At 61.2% G+C, this 16598-nt stretch carries 12 protein-coding genes; all 12 read right to left on the bottom strand.

The window, feature by feature from the left end; genetic code table 11:
* The 12 genes from C6366_RS08720 to C6366_RS08665 all read right to left on the bottom strand — a co-directional run bounded on the left by C6366_RS08720 (position 1) and on the right by C6366_RS08665 (position 16442).
* Positions 1 to 2310 carry a type VI secretion system Vgr family protein gene (locus tag C6366_RS08720; RefSeq protein ID WP_107737102.1) on the bottom strand — a complete coding sequence of 770 codons (2310 nt, stop codon included), beginning with the start codon at positions 2308 to 2310 and terminating at the stop codon, positions 1 to 3.
* Between the two features lie 236 nt (positions 2311 to 2546).
* Complete coding sequence (locus C6366_RS08715) at positions 2547 to 2951, bottom strand: DUF4150 domain-containing protein (protein ID WP_107737100.1); 405 nt, start codon at positions 2949 to 2951, stop codon at positions 2547 to 2549.
* 10 nt (positions 2952 to 2961) lie between these two features.
* A complete protein-coding gene (locus tag C6366_RS08710) occupies positions 2962 to 3615 on the bottom strand; it encodes a DUF3540 domain-containing protein (protein ID WP_107737098.1) in 654 nt (217 codons plus the stop codon).
* A gap of 223 nt (positions 3616 to 3838) precedes the next feature.
* On the bottom strand, positions 3839 to 4948 hold the full coding sequence (locus C6366_RS08705; RefSeq protein WP_107737096.1) for a pentapeptide repeat-containing protein: 1110 nt from the start codon (positions 4946 to 4948) through the stop codon (positions 3839 to 3841).
* The gene (locus tag C6366_RS08700) at positions 4935 to 8681 is read right to left on the bottom strand and encodes a DUF2169 domain-containing protein (protein ID WP_107737094.1); all 3747 of its coding nucleotides are present in this window, start codon (positions 8679 to 8681) and stop codon (positions 4935 to 4937) included. The genes C6366_RS08705 and C6366_RS08700 overlap by 14 nt, the downstream gene beginning before the upstream one ends.
* 15 nt (positions 8682 to 8696) lie before the next feature.
* Positions 8697 to 11015, bottom strand: a complete 2319-nt coding sequence (locus C6366_RS08695) for a type VI secretion system Vgr family protein (RefSeq protein ID WP_107737092.1) — start codon at positions 11013 to 11015, stop codon at positions 8697 to 8699.
* Positions 11016 to 11311: 296 nt separating this feature from the next.
* Positions 11312 to 13213, bottom strand: a complete 1902-nt coding sequence (gene selB, locus C6366_RS08690; protein ID WP_107737090.1) for a selenocysteine-specific translation elongation factor — start codon at positions 13211 to 13213, stop codon at positions 11312 to 11314.
* A gap of 199 nt (positions 13214 to 13412) precedes the next feature.
* Positions 13413 to 13877: a metallophosphoesterase gene (locus C6366_RS08685; RefSeq protein WP_107737088.1), complete on the bottom strand. Its 465-nt coding sequence runs from the start codon at positions 13875 to 13877 to the stop codon at positions 13413 to 13415.
* Positions 13878 to 13902: 25 nt separating this feature from the next.
* Positions 13903 to 14709 carry a glutaminyl-peptide cyclotransferase gene (locus C6366_RS08680; protein ID WP_107737086.1) on the bottom strand — a complete coding sequence of 269 codons (807 nt, stop codon included), beginning with the start codon at positions 14707 to 14709 and terminating at the stop codon, positions 13903 to 13905.
* A gap of 19 nt (positions 14710 to 14728) precedes the next feature.
* Positions 14729 to 15133, bottom strand: a complete 405-nt coding sequence (gene mrtJ / locus C6366_RS08675; RefSeq protein WP_158269706.1) for a JDVT-CTERM system glutamic-type intramembrane protease — start codon at positions 15131 to 15133, stop codon at positions 14729 to 14731.
* The gene (locus C6366_RS08670) at positions 15121 to 16011 is read right to left on the bottom strand and encodes a universal stress protein (protein WP_146164803.1); all 891 of its coding nucleotides are present in this window, start codon (positions 16009 to 16011) and stop codon (positions 15121 to 15123) included. Before C6366_RS08670 ends, mrtJ begins: the two co-directional genes overlap by 13 nt.
* 23 nt (positions 16012 to 16034) lie before the next feature.
* Positions 16035 to 16442, bottom strand: coding sequence for a secondary thiamine-phosphate synthase enzyme YjbQ (locus C6366_RS08665; RefSeq protein ID WP_107737081.1), 408 nt, complete (start codon positions 16440 to 16442; stop codon positions 16035 to 16037).
* Between the last annotated feature and the right edge of the window lie 156 nt (positions 16443 to 16598).

Here is a 16598-nt window from a genome sequence, read left to right as displayed (position 1 = left end):
TTACATGAGGATGATCGTCGTGGAAATGGTGGTTTGCTCGACGGAAATGAACGTTTGCTCCACGGTCAGGTTGTTCACGCTGTCGTTGAGGTTGTTCACCGCGCCCGCAAGGGCGTTGTGATCTCCGCTCAAGTTGTTCACCGTGCCCGCGAGGGCGTTGTGATCCCCGCGCAACTGGTTCACCGTGCCGTCAAGGGTGTTGTGGTCGGCTCGCAATTGGTTCACCGTGCCGTCAAGGGTGTTGTGGTCGGCGCGCAGTTGGTTCACCGTGCCGTCAAGGGTGTTGTGGTCGGCGCGTAATTGGGTCACCGTGCCGTCAAGGGTGTTGTGGTCAGCGCGCAATTGGGTCACCGTGCCGTCAAGGGTGTTGTGGTCGGCGCGCAGGGTGTTCACGGAGCCACTGAGCTGATGCACTTCCGTCTCGAGCTTGCTGTGCGACAGGTGCATGTTGAGCTTTTCCGGAGCCCATTCACCCTGTATCGCCGCGGTAAAACCGAACTTGGAGATCAGGTTGGCCTCGGCGGAGACTCCGACCACGACGTTTTCCTCCCCTCCGGCAATGAGTTCGAAGGAGTTGCCGAGAATGATCGTATTCTCGCCTCCGGCCTGCACCTTGAGCAGCTTGTCCGTGAACAGACGGACCCCCCACTCGGTTTCCAGCTCATCAAGTCTATCATCCTGTTCGTCCTCATGTTCTTTAGTATCGTAGAAAGTATCGTCATCCGTATCATTCGGAGCCCCCGTGGCCGGATCATTGGGCGCACCCAGCCGGATGAAAGTGTTGGCCGAAGGCGTGTGCATCAGCATCCGCTGCTTGCCCTCCTCGTCCTCCATGTGCATCACGTTGCCGCCGCCGGAAAGCAGGCGAACCTGGGTCTGGTTAGCGTCATTGACCGGGCTGGGGGTCTCGGGATTGGGCACGGCCCCGGCAATGACCGGGCGGTCCGGGTCGGCCTCGATGAAGGACAGCAAAACCTCCGTGCCCTTGTGCAGCGGCGCATGAAACCCCATGCCCTCCCCGGCGTAGGGCTGCATCATCCGCAGGTAGGCCGAAGCCTTGCCTTCCTTGCGTCCGGACAGGTCAAAGGGCAGGATCACTTTATATCGACCGTGTTTGTCCAATTCCGCGTATTTGCCGCTGCCCGCCGCATCGACCTTGGCGGACAAGGTGCCGGCCATGCGCGGCTTGGGCGTGGCTCGTGGCGGGCGGAACTGGGTCGAGGCGGGAATGCATTCGAAGGTGTTGCGGTAAAACAGATCATCCTTGGCATCCAGATCCGTCAGCCCCAGGCCGCTGAGCAGATAATGCTCCTGACTGCCCTCGTGCCGGACATGGGTCGTCAGGTAGCCCTGGTTGAATTCCTCCCGAAAATGCCGCTGCATCTGAAAGGCATATCCCGGACGCAGGGCCGGGATGGAGGACAGGCCGTGAAAAACCTTCTCCCGGCAACGATACTCCTCGGCCCGGATTTTGGCCAAGTGATCGCCTTCGCTTTTGTCCAGGAAGTTTTCCCCATAAAGATAAATTTCACCGCGCCCCCCGTCCTGAACAGGGGCCTTGCCTTCCAGGTCCAGGCTGGGCTTCATGTAGTTGTAATCCTTGAGCAGGACGTTTTTGGGCAGAGGGCTCTGCTTGAGGGTGAAGCGCTTGATCACGTGGTCCGCCTCCCCGGCGTCCAGGCCGGAAGGCGGGGAATAGGTCATGGTTTCATGGCCGGAAAGCGGGACATGGGCGATCAACGTGTCCGAGGCGATCAGTTTTTCGCCCTGCTCTCCCTGTTCAAACCAGTAGTAGATGCCGTCCCACTCCATCCACCGCGAAACAAAAGCGAAATGGGACTCGCCGTACTGGCAGACGTACTCCCTGGGAGTCTCTTTCTCCTGTAGTTGAAATTCGAAATCCAGCCCGTGCAGCAGGCCGCCATCCTCCAGCACTTCGGATAAATACTCGTGCAGCTTCTTGTTCAGAAAAATCTGGTTGTGGTGGGTCAGGGTCAGCCACCAAGCCTTGGGCCGCAGCTCGGCGCGGTAAAAGACATACTCTCCGGCCTGATGCATCTGCTCGAAAGAGGAGAGGATGCCGTGATAGGGCAGGTCCTCGGCTCCGGAAAACCGGCCCTTGATGGTCAAGGTGGCCGGATTTTGAAGCACCGCGGTCAGATCCACGTCCTCCTTCTCCGAAACCAAAAGAATTTCGAACCGATAGAGAGTCGAAAGCCCCTCCTCCCCGGAAAAACGAACCACCGTGAACGTGTCCTCGGGCAGGGCCTGGCTGACAAAGGTAAAGGCATTCTCTTTCAGGGTCGGCATGGTCTTCCTCGTCGGTTAGAGACTGGCGACAATTTTCGAGCCGTGAGACGTGGTGGAAATACAGTCCGGCAACAGCGGCTGGTGCCGGATTATTCGTAGCGGCGCCAGAGCCGGAGAACTTATATCACTCGCTCATTCTCAAGCTTGGTACATCAGACGATGCTGAACGCGCTTGATTACAAGCCGGTCTTTGAACAGGCCGGAGAGGGCAAGAGAACTGCACGGCCACCCCAAAATCACCCCATGACCATCACGGTAACCTGGCTCGGGGCCAAGCAGACGCCGGGGCAGTTCATGGACAGGCCGTTGTGGCCGGTCATGCTGGTCAGGCGCTGGGCCGGCATGCCCTGTTTGAGCACGGTCAGGCTGCCCAGGATGAATTCCGACGGCCCCATGACCATGCCCGAGGCCACGCCCAGGTTCACGCCGGGATTGTCGCCGTTGCTGATGATCACCTCGGACATCTGGTTGTGGGACGGCATGCAGTCCGTAAGCACGGTCAGGGCCGTGGTGGCCGGATTGGTGGTCACTCCGGTGGAGATGTTCGGGTAGGGGATGGGAATCGGGCCCACGGGCGTGGGCGTCAGGCAGACGTCCGGAAAGCCCGTCATCATTCCGCCCATCATGGTCAATTGAAACATGGCAAACTCCTTATCCCAGATGAATCTGTTCGGCGTCGATCTTCACATGGCCCTCGGCCGTATGCACGCTGTTGCCGGTTTGCACGGTCAACGTGCCCTGCACCAGTTGGCGGGCCGAGGCAGCCTGGGTCTCGTCGTGCTCCCGGACCTGGCGAAAGGAGGAGGTCATGCGCTGCACCAGATGGTGCATGAAGCTGTCCACGTTGCGGGCCATGGTGCGGATTCGCTCGATGTTCGCGCTGAAGGATTTTCCGGTAAAATGTGTTTCTTCCAGACCGATTTCCGCCTGGGCTGCATGGATGTTCAGCTCCGGCGCGGTCATGCTGACCTGGGTCGGCGAATTCAGCGTAATTCCGGCCTGGGCGGACAGAGACATATCTCCATCGGAGATTTCCAGGCGGGTGGGGCCGTTGAAGGAAAGCCGGTTGACCGTGTCCGCATCGCCGCGGACCAGAACGGCCAGGACATAGGCCCGGCCGAAGCGATCCACGGACAGCAGGATCTGGTCGCCCTGATCCGGCATCAGCAGACAACTCTTTGCCCTTTGGGCCTGCATCCGGCCGTAGGCGGTGCAAACGACAAATCCTTCACCGCTCCGGTTCTCCACGGTGGCATACTCCAGGACGGGTTGGGCGGATTCGATTTTCCGCGCGGCTTGCGGCATGGTGTCTCTCCTTGCGGGTATTCGTGAAAACTATACTGATTGAGGTTAAATGTTTCAATTTGCTGCTGTGCCAAGAGGGAGTTTCATCCTTTTAGGTCGCCCCTTCAGGGCTGAATGCTTGGTGGTGGGCATTTTCCCAGGGCAACGCCCTGGGTTGGTCATGGTGAAACAAGGAAGAGCCCTGAAAGGGCGGCCTAAAGGCAGCATGGAAAAAATTCAACTTTCAGCCTAAACCAGTATAGCGTTTTCTGGTGTTTTCATTCCACTGCTCGGCCTCGGCCAAGTCGCGGTCCGTGCCCAGGGCCAAGTCCCGGGTGGAGCCGGTCCAGTTCGTGTGTTCTTCGGTGACGCGGTGCATCTTTGCTCGGAAGAGCTTGGCGTTGGTGAAGTCGGCGGCGCTCAGATCCGCGTGGGAAAAATCGCAATAGGTGCAGTCCGCTCCGGCAAATATCGCGCCGGGGCAGACGATCCTGGCCATGATGCTCTGCTCCATCCGGGCTTTGGTAAAATCCGCTCCGCCCAGTCGCGCGCCCTCGAAGCAGGCATTGGGCAACACGGCCTGTCCGAACCTGGCCCGGTGCAGATCCGCCTCCATGAACACCGCGCCAAAGGCGTTGGCCTTGCTGAAATCAGCGTCAATCAGTTTTGCGCCCATGAAGTTGGAACGGTTCACATCCGCTCCGGAAAAATTGGCTCCGGTCAGGTCCGCGCCGCCGGCTTGCACACAGGAGAATTCGCCACCGGAAAAATCCTGCCCGCCAAGGGCACAGTCCCGCAAAAAAGCCTTGTGGACCTTGGCGCCGCGCAGATTGGCTCCGGTCAGATCAGCCTTGAAAAACACCGTGCGGGTCAAATCCGCCTGGCCGAGGTCCGCGCCCTTGAGCGAGGCCTGGAACAGCACGGTCTTGAACAAGACGGCCTTGTTCAGTCGCGCCCCGTCCAGCACGGCGTTGTCCAGGACCGTACGGGTCAGGTCCGCGCCGGAAAGGTCCGCGTCGGTCAATGTGGCTCCGGTGAGCACGGCTTTTTCCAGCCTGGTTCCGGATAGATTGACGCCGGTCAGGTCCATGTTCATCCACAAAACCTGGGTCAGGTCCGTATTGCTCATATTCGCGCCCAGCAATACGCAGTGGTTGAAGCCGGTGCGCTGGATCTGCGCCCCGCGAAAATCCGCCTGGGCGAGCAGGCAGTTCTCGAAACGGGCTCCGCTCAAATCCAACCCGGTCAGGTCCATCCCGGACAGATCCTGGTCCTCAATGGTATCGTCCCGGGCAATGGCGTCCACCAGTTCCTTTCGTGTCAGTTCCTTTCGTGTCAGTTCATTTCTGGTCATCGAGCAGATCCACGCGCTTGTGCAGCAGGGTCATCTTCAGGTTGGTCTCATCGAAGTTCGTTTCTCCCACCGTGGCCTTGTACAGTTCCGCCCCGTACAGATTGGCCTGGGACAGGTCCGTGTTCACCAGCCGGGCCTTGCGCAGCGAGCCCAGGAAAAGATTGGCCCGGGAAAGATTGGCCCCTTCCAGGTTGGTGCGGTGGAGCATGGTTCGTTTGGCCGAAACTCCGGAGAGATCCGCCTGGGAAAGATTGCAGTTGCGCAGATAGGAGCGCTCAAAACGCGCCCCCCGGAAATCCGAGCCGGACAAATCAGCGTTGATCAGGGAGGCGTTGTCCAGTTTGGCTCCGGTGAAATCACCGTCCTTGACCGTGGCCGTGCCGCCGAAGCGGGCGTTGTCCAGGTCGGCGTCGCGAAATGCGGCTGCGTCGGCCTGGGTGTCCCAGAACACGGCCCGGTTCAGCTTGCCGCGGGAAAAGTTGGTTTTTTCCGTGGTGGCCTTGAAAAACACGGCCTTGGTCGCGTCAGCGTCCGACAAATCCGCGCCGCTCAGGTCGGCGCTCATGAAATAGCCCTTGCCCGCCTTGGCACCCACCAACTTTGCGCCGCCGAGTTTGGCCCCTTCCAGGAGGGTCTGCTCCAGAGTGCTCCTGGACAACTCGGCCCGGGTCAGGTCGGCCTCCTTGAGCAGGGCCTTGCTGAAGTTCGTATCCGTGAGCACGGCTTCGGCGAACACGGCCTTGCCCAGCAGAGCCTGCACGGCCTTGCCCGCTTTGAAGGACGCGCCAGTGAAATCAGCCTCATCGGCAATGACCCCGGAAAGATCCGCTCCGTCCAGTTTTGATCCGACAAAAGAGGTCTTTTGCAGCTGGCAGCCGCGCAGGTCGATCCCGGTCAGATCCAGACCGGACAGATCCAGGCCGTTCAGATTCTTGCCCTTCAGGCTGATGTTCTCGCCGTGGCGGAAGACGACTATTTCCCGGGTCATCACTTCCGTGTCGTCCGGGTCGATGTGGAAGGGTTCCAGCAGTTTTTTGGCCCAGTCCGGAAAGGCAAAGCCCTTGGCCCCCGGCAATTTGGCCTGTCCGGCGGCCCATTGGGCCTTGGCATCGGCGAGCACCTTGGTCATCTTGGCTTCCTGGGCATCCAGGGCTGCCAGGCGCTGGGGCGTGGCCTGTCCGGCCTGCCCCAGGGATTGCCGGACAGAGCCGAACTTTGATGCCATATCCAGGCCGGCCATGAAGCCTTCGGCCTTTTTGGGCGGCGGGGGAACCTTGAAATACTCCTCGGGATTGATGCCCTTTTTGTCCAGACCGTCCTTACGCATCTGGCCCCGGGCCTTCTCGATCAGCGCATTCATCTGCTCGGGCAGTTCCTTTTTCAGGGCCTCGCCGCGAGCCAGCATGGGTGCCATTTTGGCTGACATGGCGGCCTCGCTGGCCTGGTACAGTCCCTTGGCATCCACCAGGGGCAGGGAGATCCCGCCTACCGACGGACCCTTTTTGGCTCGGAACGGACTGTCCTCCGGCACAAAGGGGGCCTGGGCCGGGCCGAGGGCGTCCAGGATCCATTGTTCCAGATCAACTCCCTTGCCGTGGGCGTCGAGAAGAGCGGATTTTTCCGGAAGGGCCAGGGGCTCGGCCTGGGGATAGGCCTTTTTCCACGGCTCGAATTCTTTTTGCATATCCTGCTGTCCACGCGAGTACAGCACGACCAGGAGGCGCGGGGCGGCCTCCAGCACGGACGCGGCTTCCTTGTCCAGGGGGGTGCCAGGGGGTGTATTGGGCGCAGGCAGGGCCGCCGCGCCGACGTAGTCGCCGGCATCCTGCTCCACCAGCCAGGCTTCCAAGGGGTCGGCCACCCGGATCACGACCTTGCCCGGGCTCAGTCCCGCCCCAAAGACCGCGTCCTGGGATCCGGGCACGACCAGATCGGCGCTCGGATCATTCAGGTCGCCCGGTCTCAGAACCAGCTTGACCATCCTGGGGCCGACATGAGCCACGAGGATCAGGCCGGCGGGTAGGGGAGCAACCAAAGCCTGCTCCAGCCCCCATTCTTCGGGGGAAAAGGGCGTTTCCCGAGGGAGAACCCCGAGCATGGCCCGCTTGATGGTCACCGGACGCAACCCCAGATTTCGCAAGGCCGTCAGCCGTTCATGGTCCAGGGACAGGTCGTAGCGGCCCTGGCGGACCAGTTCCAGAGCCTGTTCGGCCCAGATGTCCCGCTCCGGGGGGGCGGTCTGGGCCTGGACCAGGGGGATGAACTGGCGGGTTTCCGGGCGGTCCAGGCTTTTCAGAACCTTTTCCCGCAGGCCCGATTTGGTGGCCTCGGCCTTTTGGGTCAACGCCTGGGCTGTGGCCATCTGCCTCCGGATGGTTTCCTGAAGCGCCGTGAATTTGGCCTGGGACGCGGCAAAGGGCTTGAGATCGATCTTGACCATGTGCCCGAACTGCTTTTTCATCTCACCAAGCTGTCTGGCCGCGTCCTCCATGCGGGGCTTGGATTGGTCCAGCAGGGCGATGCATTGGTTCGCGGCGTTCTGGGGAGAAATCCCGGCGTTGGGCGCCTTGCCCTGGGCCACGTCCAGGCTGTGGGCCACGGCCTTGGGAATGTCCTTGACCTGTTTCATGCCTTGGGCGACCTGGGCCATGGCCGCGTCGAACTGGGACATGTCCACCTGCACCGAGCGATCCAGACGACGGTTCAACGCGTCCAGGTAGTGTTCCAGGCTTTTTGGCGGCTCGGCTTGCTGCTCGGTGACCAGGTAGAGGTGTTTGACGTCCACCGCTTCCTCGTCCTGAACCTGGACCACGGCCCGGTGCACCAGAATGCCGCGCAGGGCATGGGGAAAGAGCCAGACCGTGTCCAGATTGGTCTGAACCTCGCGGAATTGCAGTCCCTTGTCCGGGTGTTGCAGATCCTGAAGCTGGTTGAAAAAGACCCTCTGACGCAAGCGCGGCAGGGTGGAGGTCACCACCTGCCGCTCTGGATGCATGTTCACCAGTTCCACTGTTTCGCCGCCCTGAAAAAAGGCGTCGAGCTGCTGGTCCTCCGGGGCGGTGTTGAAAAAGGTCCAGTTCATGTCCTCCGGAAAATAGGGCCAGTGTTCTTGAAACCATTTCTGATCGTAGGTACCGGCCTTGGAACGGCGCTGGGGCCAGGTCTGGTCCAGGGGCATGAACCCGGCCGGATCGGGCCTGTCCGTGGGCGCGCCGATCATCCGGTCCGGGGCTTCGACGCAGGGCAGTTCCTGGATCTGGGCGCCGGAAGGTGTCTGTACCGTTGCGGAGCCCCGGCCCAGGGGGTTCTTCTCAAAATCCCGTCCGCCAAAAGCGTTGCTCCAGGCGATGTCCAGTTCAGTGAAGGGTTCGGGGTCGGTGATGGCCAGTCCCGAGGCCTTGCGCTCCCAACGACGTGGGCCAAAGACGTTCAGTCTCTTTTCCAGGTTGCCGACCCGGAAGGATACCCGGGCCGCCTTGCGGGGCAGGCCGTCCAGCGCAAAACACCTGGCTCGAAGCAGCACTTCGGCCTTGGGCTTGGGCATGGCCGCATCCAGCACCGCGTTCGCCCCCAGCTCCAGAGGCGCGAATTTCCACATTTCCTGCTCGGAAAGCGGCGCGGCCGGGTTGTCCAGATCAAAAAACGTCAACATGGACACCACGAGATGGGGCGTGTTCCGGATGGAGAAATAGTTCAGCAGGATGCCCTGGGTGAGTTCCTTGACGACCTTCATGGGGAAGCCTCGCGGTTAGTTGTCCATGATCACGGGTGCGTCGCGCATGATCAAGCCCGCATTCTTGATGTTGGTTCCGGCGCTGCGAATGCGTGAGCCGGAGTTGCCGATGTCCGAACCCACGTTTTGCAGCTTGACCCCGGCGTTGTTCAACTGGTTGCCCGCGGTACGCACGCAGTTGCCCAGGGCCTGGACATTATCGCCGACAGCATGAATCCGGCTTGCAAGAGCTTCGGTTTTCGCTCCTACCGCGAGCATGATATCTCCCGTGGCCCTGTTGATTTCTCCCCAGACTTCATTGCTATTGGCCACGGCCTGGGAGACTTCCGCGGAAACCCCGGTCACCGTGGCGGTGACATGGCCGTGTTGACCATGGACCACGTCGTACGTGCCCAGAGCGGCCTGCTTGGCGGCAATGACTTCCAATTTTTCCTCCGTGACCCGCTCCTCGCTGCCCTTGAGCAGCCAATGCGTGGGAAAATGATAACTGCCCTGGCCGCCCAGCATCAGTTCGGACTTGAGGCCGGCGATGACCTCGCCCACCCCTGCCAATTTGATGCCGATCTCCGCTCCGACAATGGTTTCCGAAACCTCTCCGAGAATGATCGTATTCTCGCCCCCGGCCTGCACCTTGAGCAGCTTGTCCGTGAACAGGCGGATGCCCCATTCGGTTTCCAGCTCCTCAAGTCTTTCGTCCTGCTCCTCATCCTTTGTCTTCGGTTCCTCTTCCTTCGCCTTCGATTCCTTCTTGGGTTCCGTGGAGCCCGTATCCGGATCATTGGGGGCGCCGATTCGGATGAAAGTGTTGGCCGAAGGCGTGTGCATCAGCATCCGTTGCTTGCCTTCCTCGTCCTCCATGTGCATCACGTTCCCGCTGCCGGAAACCAGCCGAACCTGGGTCTGATTCGCGTCGGTGACCGGGCTGGGGGTCTCGGGATTGGGCACGGCCCCGGAAATCACCGGACGGTCCGGATCGGCCTCGATGAAGGAGAGCAGAACCTCGGTCCCCTTGTGCAGCGGTGCGTGAAAGCCCATGCCTTCCCCGGCGTAGGGCTGCATCATCCGCAGGTAGGCCGAAGCCTTGCCTTCCTTGCGTCCGGACAGGTCAAAGGGCAGGATCACTTTATATCGACCGTGCTTGTCCAGTTCCGCGTATTTGCCGCTGCCCGCAGCATCGACCTTGGCGGACAAGGTTCCGGCCATGCGCGGTTTGGGCGTGATTCGCGCCGGGCGGTACTGAGTGGAAGAGGGGATGCATTCGAAGGTGTTGCGGTAGAACAGCCCCTCGACGGTTTCCATATCCCGAATGCCCAGCCCGCTGAGCAGATACCGCTCCTGGCTGCCTTCATGGCGGACCGTGGTGGTCAGGTACTGTTGATTGAACTCGTCGCGGAAATGGCGGTTCAGGGTGAACAGATATCCCGGCCGGACGGCGGGAATGGAGGAAAGGCCGTGGAAGACCTTTTCCCGGCAGCGATACTCCTCGGCCCGCACCCGGGCCAAGCGGTCTCCCTCGCTCTTGTTCGGAAAGTTCTCGCCGTACAGGTAAATTTCACCGCGCCCCTTGTCCTGAACAGATGCCTTGCCTTCCAGGTCCAGGCTGGGCTTCATGTAGTTGTAGTCCTTGAGCAGGACGTTCTTGGGCAGGGGGGCCTGTTTCAGGGTGAACCGCTTGATCACCTTGTCGGCGTCCGCGGCGTCCAGCCCCGAAGGCGGCGAATAGAGGAAGGTTTCATGCCCCGGCAGAGGAGCATGGGCGACAAGGGTGTCCGAGGCGATCATTTTTTCGGCTTGCTCGCCCTGTTCGAACCAGTAATAGGCCCCTTCCCGCTCCATCCACCGCGAAACAAAACCGAAGTGGGATTCTCCGTACTGGCAGACATACTCCCAGGGTTGGTATTTGTTCTGGAACTGGAAGACGAAATCCAGGCCCGGGGACAAACCTCCGTCCCGGAGCACGTCCCCCAGGAACTGATCCACCTTTTTATCCAGAAAAACCTGGTTGTGATGGGTCAGGGTCAGCCACCACAGCTTGGGACGCAGTTCGGCCCGGTAAAAAAAATACGTGTCGGCCTGGTGCATCTGCTCGAAGCCCGAAAGAATGCCGTGAAAGGGCAGGTCCTCGCTTCCGGAAAAACTGCCCTTGATGGTGAAGGTGGCCGGGTTCTGGAGCACCGCGGTGAGGTCGACATCCTCCTTTTCGGAAACCAACAGGATCTCGAAAGAATAAAGCGTCGAAAGCCCCTCCTCCCCGGAAAAACGAACCACCGTGAACGTGTCCTGGGGCAGGGCTTGGCTGACAAAGGTGAAGGCGTTCTCTTTCAAGGTCGGCATGGTCTTCCTCGTCGGTTGGCAGTTCGTTGAAATACTGGCAATCGTCGCGTCGCGGCAAAATATTCAAACCCGTACGATGGATACCACCGCTTCGGCCCTGATGCGATTCTCAGGACGGCAAAATGAAGTATGGCGAAGCCATGGCTTGAAGGGGCGGGACACGGGGCGTGTCCGGACAGCTCTTTTTGCTCCTTGGGCTTGGGGTTTGTGAGCGAACTGTCGGGAGGGATAATTTACACCCGGTTATACCCAGCTCGAGACTTACGCAACACCCCCGGACCGGGCGGAACAACTTGTCACGCGCGTAATCGCCGCTTGTCCCCCACCCGCACGGTCATCTTCTCCTTGTCCAGGTATTCCAGCAGCGGAATGGTGTATTTCCGGGACAGGCCGGTGACGGTTCGAAAGTCCGAGGGTTCCATTTCCGGGTTCTCGCGGAAAAAGCCCCTGACCATCTCCTTGATCCGTTCCAGGGCTTGGGTGGTGAAGAACATCTCTTCCTTGACCTTGACCAACTCGCCCTGTTCCTGAAGCAGACGGAAGACCGGGGCGGCCTCTTTCATCTCCAGGTCCAGGGGGCTGAGGACGTCCTTGACGTTGGGCGGGGTCAGGCCGCCCTGGTCGTAGGCTTGGAGAATCGTCTCGCGCAGTCTGGCCTGATCCGAGGCTAGGGAAACCTTGTGCTCCGGGAGGCGGAACAGGTCGCCGTCCGCGGCCAGGGCGCCCTGCTTCAGGGTCCGCTCCAGGACGAAATGGAACAGCTTGGGATGCAGTTTTCGTCCCCAGCCCGAGGCCAGGGCCCCGCGGGAAATGCCCTGCTTCATGGGCTCCTTGCGGTGAAACTCCCCGACGTGCTCCGCGATGCCCGCGCAGAGTTCCTGGGCCAACCGGCCATGGACATAGGTCCGGTCTTCCCGCTCGAACAGGAAGGCCTCCTGCCTGCCGCCCAGGAGTTGAAGCTGCTTCTCCAATTCCTTGGTTTCCAGGCAGGTCACGGCCCGCAGTTGGCCGAACGTCAGTCCGGCCAGCCCGGCCAGTTCGAGTTGAAGCAGGATGCGCTCGTCGCCCTGGGACGCGGCCAGTTCGGCCAGCCGCCCGACGGTGGCCGAACGGCGCTTGACCTTGCGGCCCAGGGGGTTGATCAGCTTGCCGCCAGCCACGGTGCGCAGCGGGGAGAAGGAACGCAGCACGCAGCGGTCGCCGTACATCCCGACCATGGGCTCCTCGAAGCGGACCTGGGTCATGGCCGTATCCCCCGGCTCCAGCTTGTCCCGGTCCAGAAAATAGACCCTGGCCAGGATTTCCCGGGTGCCGTGGTGAAAGTGGATCTGGGTGCGGTGTTTCAGGGCCTTGGGCGTGGACGGCAGGCAGGTCAGCTCCAGGTCCCAGGTGGTGCTGGGGAACAGCGTGCCGGGATGGGTCAGAACCATGCCCCGCTCCAGGTCCTCCACTTCCAGGCCGTGCAGGTTCACCGCCGTGCGCTGACCCACCTCGGCCCGCTCCTGGGTGCCGCCGTGGACTTGCAGGCCCCGGGTCTTGCTTTTCAGGCCCTTGGGCGCGACTTCCAGGTCGTCGCCCACCTTGAGGGTCCCGGAAATCAGGGTTCCGGTGGCCACGGTGCCGTGCCCGCGCATGGTGAAAATCCGGTCGATGGGCAGCCGGAATACGTCCGAACGGGGCTCCCGGTGAAACTCTCCGGCCAACCCGGCTATTTCCCGGCGCAGGTCGTCCAGGCCGGTTCCCTTGTGCGCGGAAACCGGCACCACCGGCACTTCGGCCAGAAACGTGGGTTCCAGAAAGGCGCGCACGTCTTCCTGGACCAGGTCCAGCCACTCTTCCTCCACCATGTCCACCTTGGTCAGGGCCACCAGCCCGCGCCGAATACCCAGCAGCGTGCAGATTTCCAGGTGTTCCCGGGTCTGGGGCATCACGCCTTCGTCCGCGGCGATCACCAGCAGCACGAAGTCGATCCCCGCGGCCCCGGCCACCATGTTCTTCACGAACCGCTCGTGGCCGGGCACGTCCACCACGCCCAGGCGGACATCGCCGGGCAGATCCAGAAACGCGAAGCCCAGCTCAATGGTGATGCCCCGCTTTTTCTCCTCTCGTAGCCGGTCGCAGTCGATTCCGGTCAGGGCCTTGACCAGACTGGTCTTGCCGTGATCGATGTGGCCCGCGGTACCCATGATGATCGCCATGCGGATTGTTCCTTTGTAAAAAACTCGGTTGAGTGACGTGTCGCCCCGTATCCGCTCAAAAAGTCCGGGCATGCTGTGCAGCCGTTGTGCCGGATGCGGCTACCGCCCCGGCCTACAAAGAATGCCGGAATAACGGTGGACCAGCGGTTTTGATGTAGGCCGGATAAGCGAAGCGCATCCGGCATCTGTTCTCGCCCCGCTACTCCGGCAACGTGATCAGTTCCGGGTGCATGGCGTCATCCTCGATGCGGATGAAGGCCATGGAAACCGGCAAGGAAAACCGCTTCGGCCCGATGCTGCCCGGATTGAGGTACAGCACGTCGTCCTTGTAGGTGATGTCCGGGGTGTGGGTATGGCCATGGATGACCGCGTCCACGCTCGCGGCCTTGGGGTCCAGGTCCAGTTCGTACAGGTCGTGGAGTACGTAAAAGCGCTTTCCGGCGAATTCCACCGCCTCGGTTTTGGCCGTGGGATTGCCGGAAGAGGGCCGATCCATGTTCCCCCGGACGAACACGGTGCGTTGGACGCGTTGCAATGTGGCGATGATATCCCGGCCGCAGACATCTCCGGCATGAAGAATCAGGTCGCAGCCCTGCAGGGCGGCCAGGGCGCTGGGCCGCAGCAGGCCGTGGGTGTCCGATATCACGCCGACGAGTCGACTCATCATTAAGCTCCTTTTGAGCTCATTGTCAGTTCCTTGGAACGACTACAATTTCAAACAACACCGGCCACAGCTTGCCGGTTACGAATATCCTCTGCTTCTCCGGGTCGTAGGCGATTCCGTTGGGCACGGCTTCCGATGATCTCCGCCGCGGGCCGAGAATCCCGGTCAGGTCGACCCGGGCCACGACGTGTCCGTCGCCTGGATTGATACGGACCATTTCGTCCGTGGGAAAGATTTTGGCCCAGATTTCGCCCTCGATGTATTCCAACTCGTTCAGTCCGCGCTGTGGCCGACCCTGGTCATGGACCGCGATTCGTCCGATTTCCCGGAAGGTGTACGGATCCAGGCGGCGCAAAACATGGGAACCGTCGCTGAGGATCAGCCCCTGGTCGTCCTGGGTCAGCCCCCATCCCTCGCCGGGATAGGTGAAGGTCTCCAACTGGTCGAAGGTGTCCAGGTCGTAGACGAAGCCGGTGCCGGACTTCCAGGTGACCTGGATCAGACGGTTGTCCCAGAGGGCTAGGCCTTCGCCGAAGTACTGGGGCGGCAGGTTCCGCTTGCGCAGCACGCGGCCGGTGGTCAACTCGACCTTGCGTAACGAGGAGGTGCCCCAGCCCCCGGTGCTTTCGTAGAGATGCCCGTCGTAAAACAGCAGCCCTTGGGTGGAGGCCGCGGGGTCGTGGGGGTAGGTGTTGATCACCCGAAAGATTTTTTGGCGCGGGATGGGGAATTCGGGTTGAGCAAACAGCCTGGAGGGAAACAGCTTCAAAGCCCCCATGCCCGCCAGCGTGGCGATGCCAGCAACCAGGGCTAAAAACCGTCGTCTGTGCATGATGTTCGAGGTCGCGGGATTAAAATCGATGAAAAAAACAAAGGTTATAGCTAAAATGCACCAGGACGCAGGGCAGGATGCGTCCGTGTCTGTCCCATATCCATCCGAAAATCAGGGAGGGAAAGAACACGGCCGCGGCCCAGAGTGGTGGCTGGGCAAGCAGATGCGCCGCGGCGAAACAGGCCGAAGCGACAAGATTGGCCAGGGTCAGCGGCCCCCAGCTTCGTAAAAACACGGTACGCCCGCGCAGCCACTCCTGCAGCAGTCCCCGGAAGACCACTTCCTCGGCCAGGGCCAGCAGTCCCAGCCTCCACAGGGCCATGGAAACCCCGGGGGCGGGCAAAAGCCAGGCCGTGGGGGCCAGGGCCAGGGCAGTGTAGAGCCACGGGTCCCGAAGCCACGCTCCCCGCGCTACAGTTTGCACGGGTAGCCGCAAACCCAGAGACTCGCGCCACATAATTCACGGGACAGTCGCAAGCTGACCGAACCGAACTGCCAATCGGCCATCATTCCCCGCCCGGTTCCGGCCCGCCCCACGGCCACGGCGGCGTAGCGACCACGCTCCGCTTCCCGGAGAATGCCTTGAGCATGATCCGTCTCCACCAGCACCTTGGTGGAGATCCGCGACTCGGCAACGGCATTGACCCGTAGCATGCGCACGGCATTGTCCAGAATCAACGTCTCGTCCCGATGGTCTCGCCGGTTCGGATCGGCCAGGTAGGCCACGCAAATGGCATGGCGCGGTTCCGTGGCGCACATCATGCCCACGTGGTCGGCGGCGCACAGGCCGGGTTTGGAGCCGTCTACGCAGAGCAGGACGCCGGACCGGGTCAGATCCGGCTCTCGACAGATCCAGAAGGGAAAATCCAGATTTTGGTCGAAAACGGTTTCTTTGAACGCGGTATTCAAGTGCTCTTCCAAGCGGCGAACACCCCGGCAGCCGAGAACCACCGCGTCGTAGTGGTGCTGGTCCGCCACCCTGGCAATGTCTGAAATGCGAAGAAAAGACTTGCCGGCAGCGTCCGGGCAAGATCTTGCGATTGAAAAGCCCTTTTCCTCAAGCATGGCCACTGCCCAGTGTAGGGCGTCCGGCGAGGAGAGCCGATCCGGGTCGTTCCCGGCCAGGTCGGTCTGGGGCGTCAGGGCCAAGTCGATCAGCAAATCCTCGGCTGGTTGAAAAAAGCTGCTCACGAAACGCGCCCCGTGGAGCAAGGCCGGGTCTTCACTGACGCAGATCAGCAGCTTGCGAAGGGAAAGATTGGGATCGGGCATGGTTTCCAGAAGATTCTCATGTTTTGGCACGACGGTACCCCCGTAAGCGCCGGTTAGGCCGGCCTCGGTGACGGAAACCACTTCAGCCAAATCTTGCGGGAACGCGGACCGTCGAATTCCGCCAGGAAAACGCCCTGCCAGATGCCCAACAGCAATCGCCCCTCTTCCACCAGGACCCGCAGGTCCGAGCCCAGCAGGGAGGCTTTGACGTGGGCGTCGCTGTTGCCTTCGGCGTGCTGGTAGTCGCCCTGGCGAGGGACAAGGCGCTGTAATGTCGCCAGAATGTCCCGGACCACAGTGGAATCGGCGTTTTCGTTGATGGTCAGCCCGGCGGTGGTGTGCGGACAAAACAGCACGAGCATGCCGTCCTGAAATTCATGGTTGCGGAGGACACCCTGCACCTGGGCCGTGACGTCCACCAATGCTTCACGTTGCGGAGTCTGAATGGTCAGTTCCAGCATGCGCTCTCTCCGTTGTCTCTCAGGGGACGTTCGGTTCCCTTGAATGGTCGTTCCGGGATGATCGGAATCCAAAAAAACAGGTCCAAGACTGACAGAAAACCGGTGAACAAACAAGAGAGACGAAGCGGTGGGGCGGGGAAAGAAGCAAAAGGGTGG

The organism is Desulfonatronum sp. SC1 (assembly GCF_003046795.1).
Classification (GTDB): Bacteria; Desulfobacterota; Desulfovibrionia; order Desulfovibrionales; family Desulfonatronaceae; genus Desulfonatronum.
The sequence above is the reverse complement of the archived record's forward strand: the minus strand, read 5'-3'. Positions and strand labels throughout refer to the sequence as shown.

Bases quoted from the DNA above. Each gene is read 5' to 3' on its own strand.
- C6366_RS08720 (WP_107737102.1), bottom strand. From the start codon at position 2,310: ATGCCGACCCTGAAAGAGAATGCCTTTACCTTTGTCAGCCAGGCCCTG.
- C6366_RS08715 (WP_107737100.1), bottom strand. From the start codon at position 2,951: ATGTTTCAATTGACCATGATGGGCGGAATGATGACGGGCTTTCCGGAC.
- C6366_RS08710 (WP_107737098.1), bottom strand. From the start codon at position 3,615: ATGCCGCAAGCCGCGCGGAAAATCGAATCCGCCCAACCCGTCCTGGAG.
- C6366_RS08705 (WP_107737096.1), bottom strand. From the start codon at position 4,948: ATGACCAGAAATGAACTGACACGAAAGGAACTGACACGAAAGGAACTG.
- C6366_RS08700 (WP_107737094.1), bottom strand. From the start codon at position 8,681: ATGAAGGTCGTCAAGGAACTCACCCAGGGCATCCTGCTGAACTATTTC.
- C6366_RS08695 (WP_107737092.1), bottom strand. From the start codon at position 11,015: ATGCCGACCTTGAAAGAGAACGCCTTCACCTTTGTCAGCCAAGCCCTG.
- selB (WP_107737090.1), bottom strand. From the start codon at position 13,213: ATGGCGATCATCATGGGTACCGCGGGCCACATCGATCACGGCAAGACC.
- C6366_RS08685 (WP_107737088.1), bottom strand. From the start codon at position 13,877: ATGAGTCGACTCGTCGGCGTGATATCGGACACCCACGGCCTGCTGCGG.
- C6366_RS08680 (WP_107737086.1), bottom strand. From the start codon at position 14,709: ATGCACAGACGACGGTTTTTAGCCCTGGTTGCTGGCATCGCCACGCTG.
- C6366_RS08665 (WP_107737081.1), bottom strand. From the start codon at position 16,442: ATGCTGGAACTGACCATTCAGACTCCGCAACGTGAAGCATTGGTGGAC.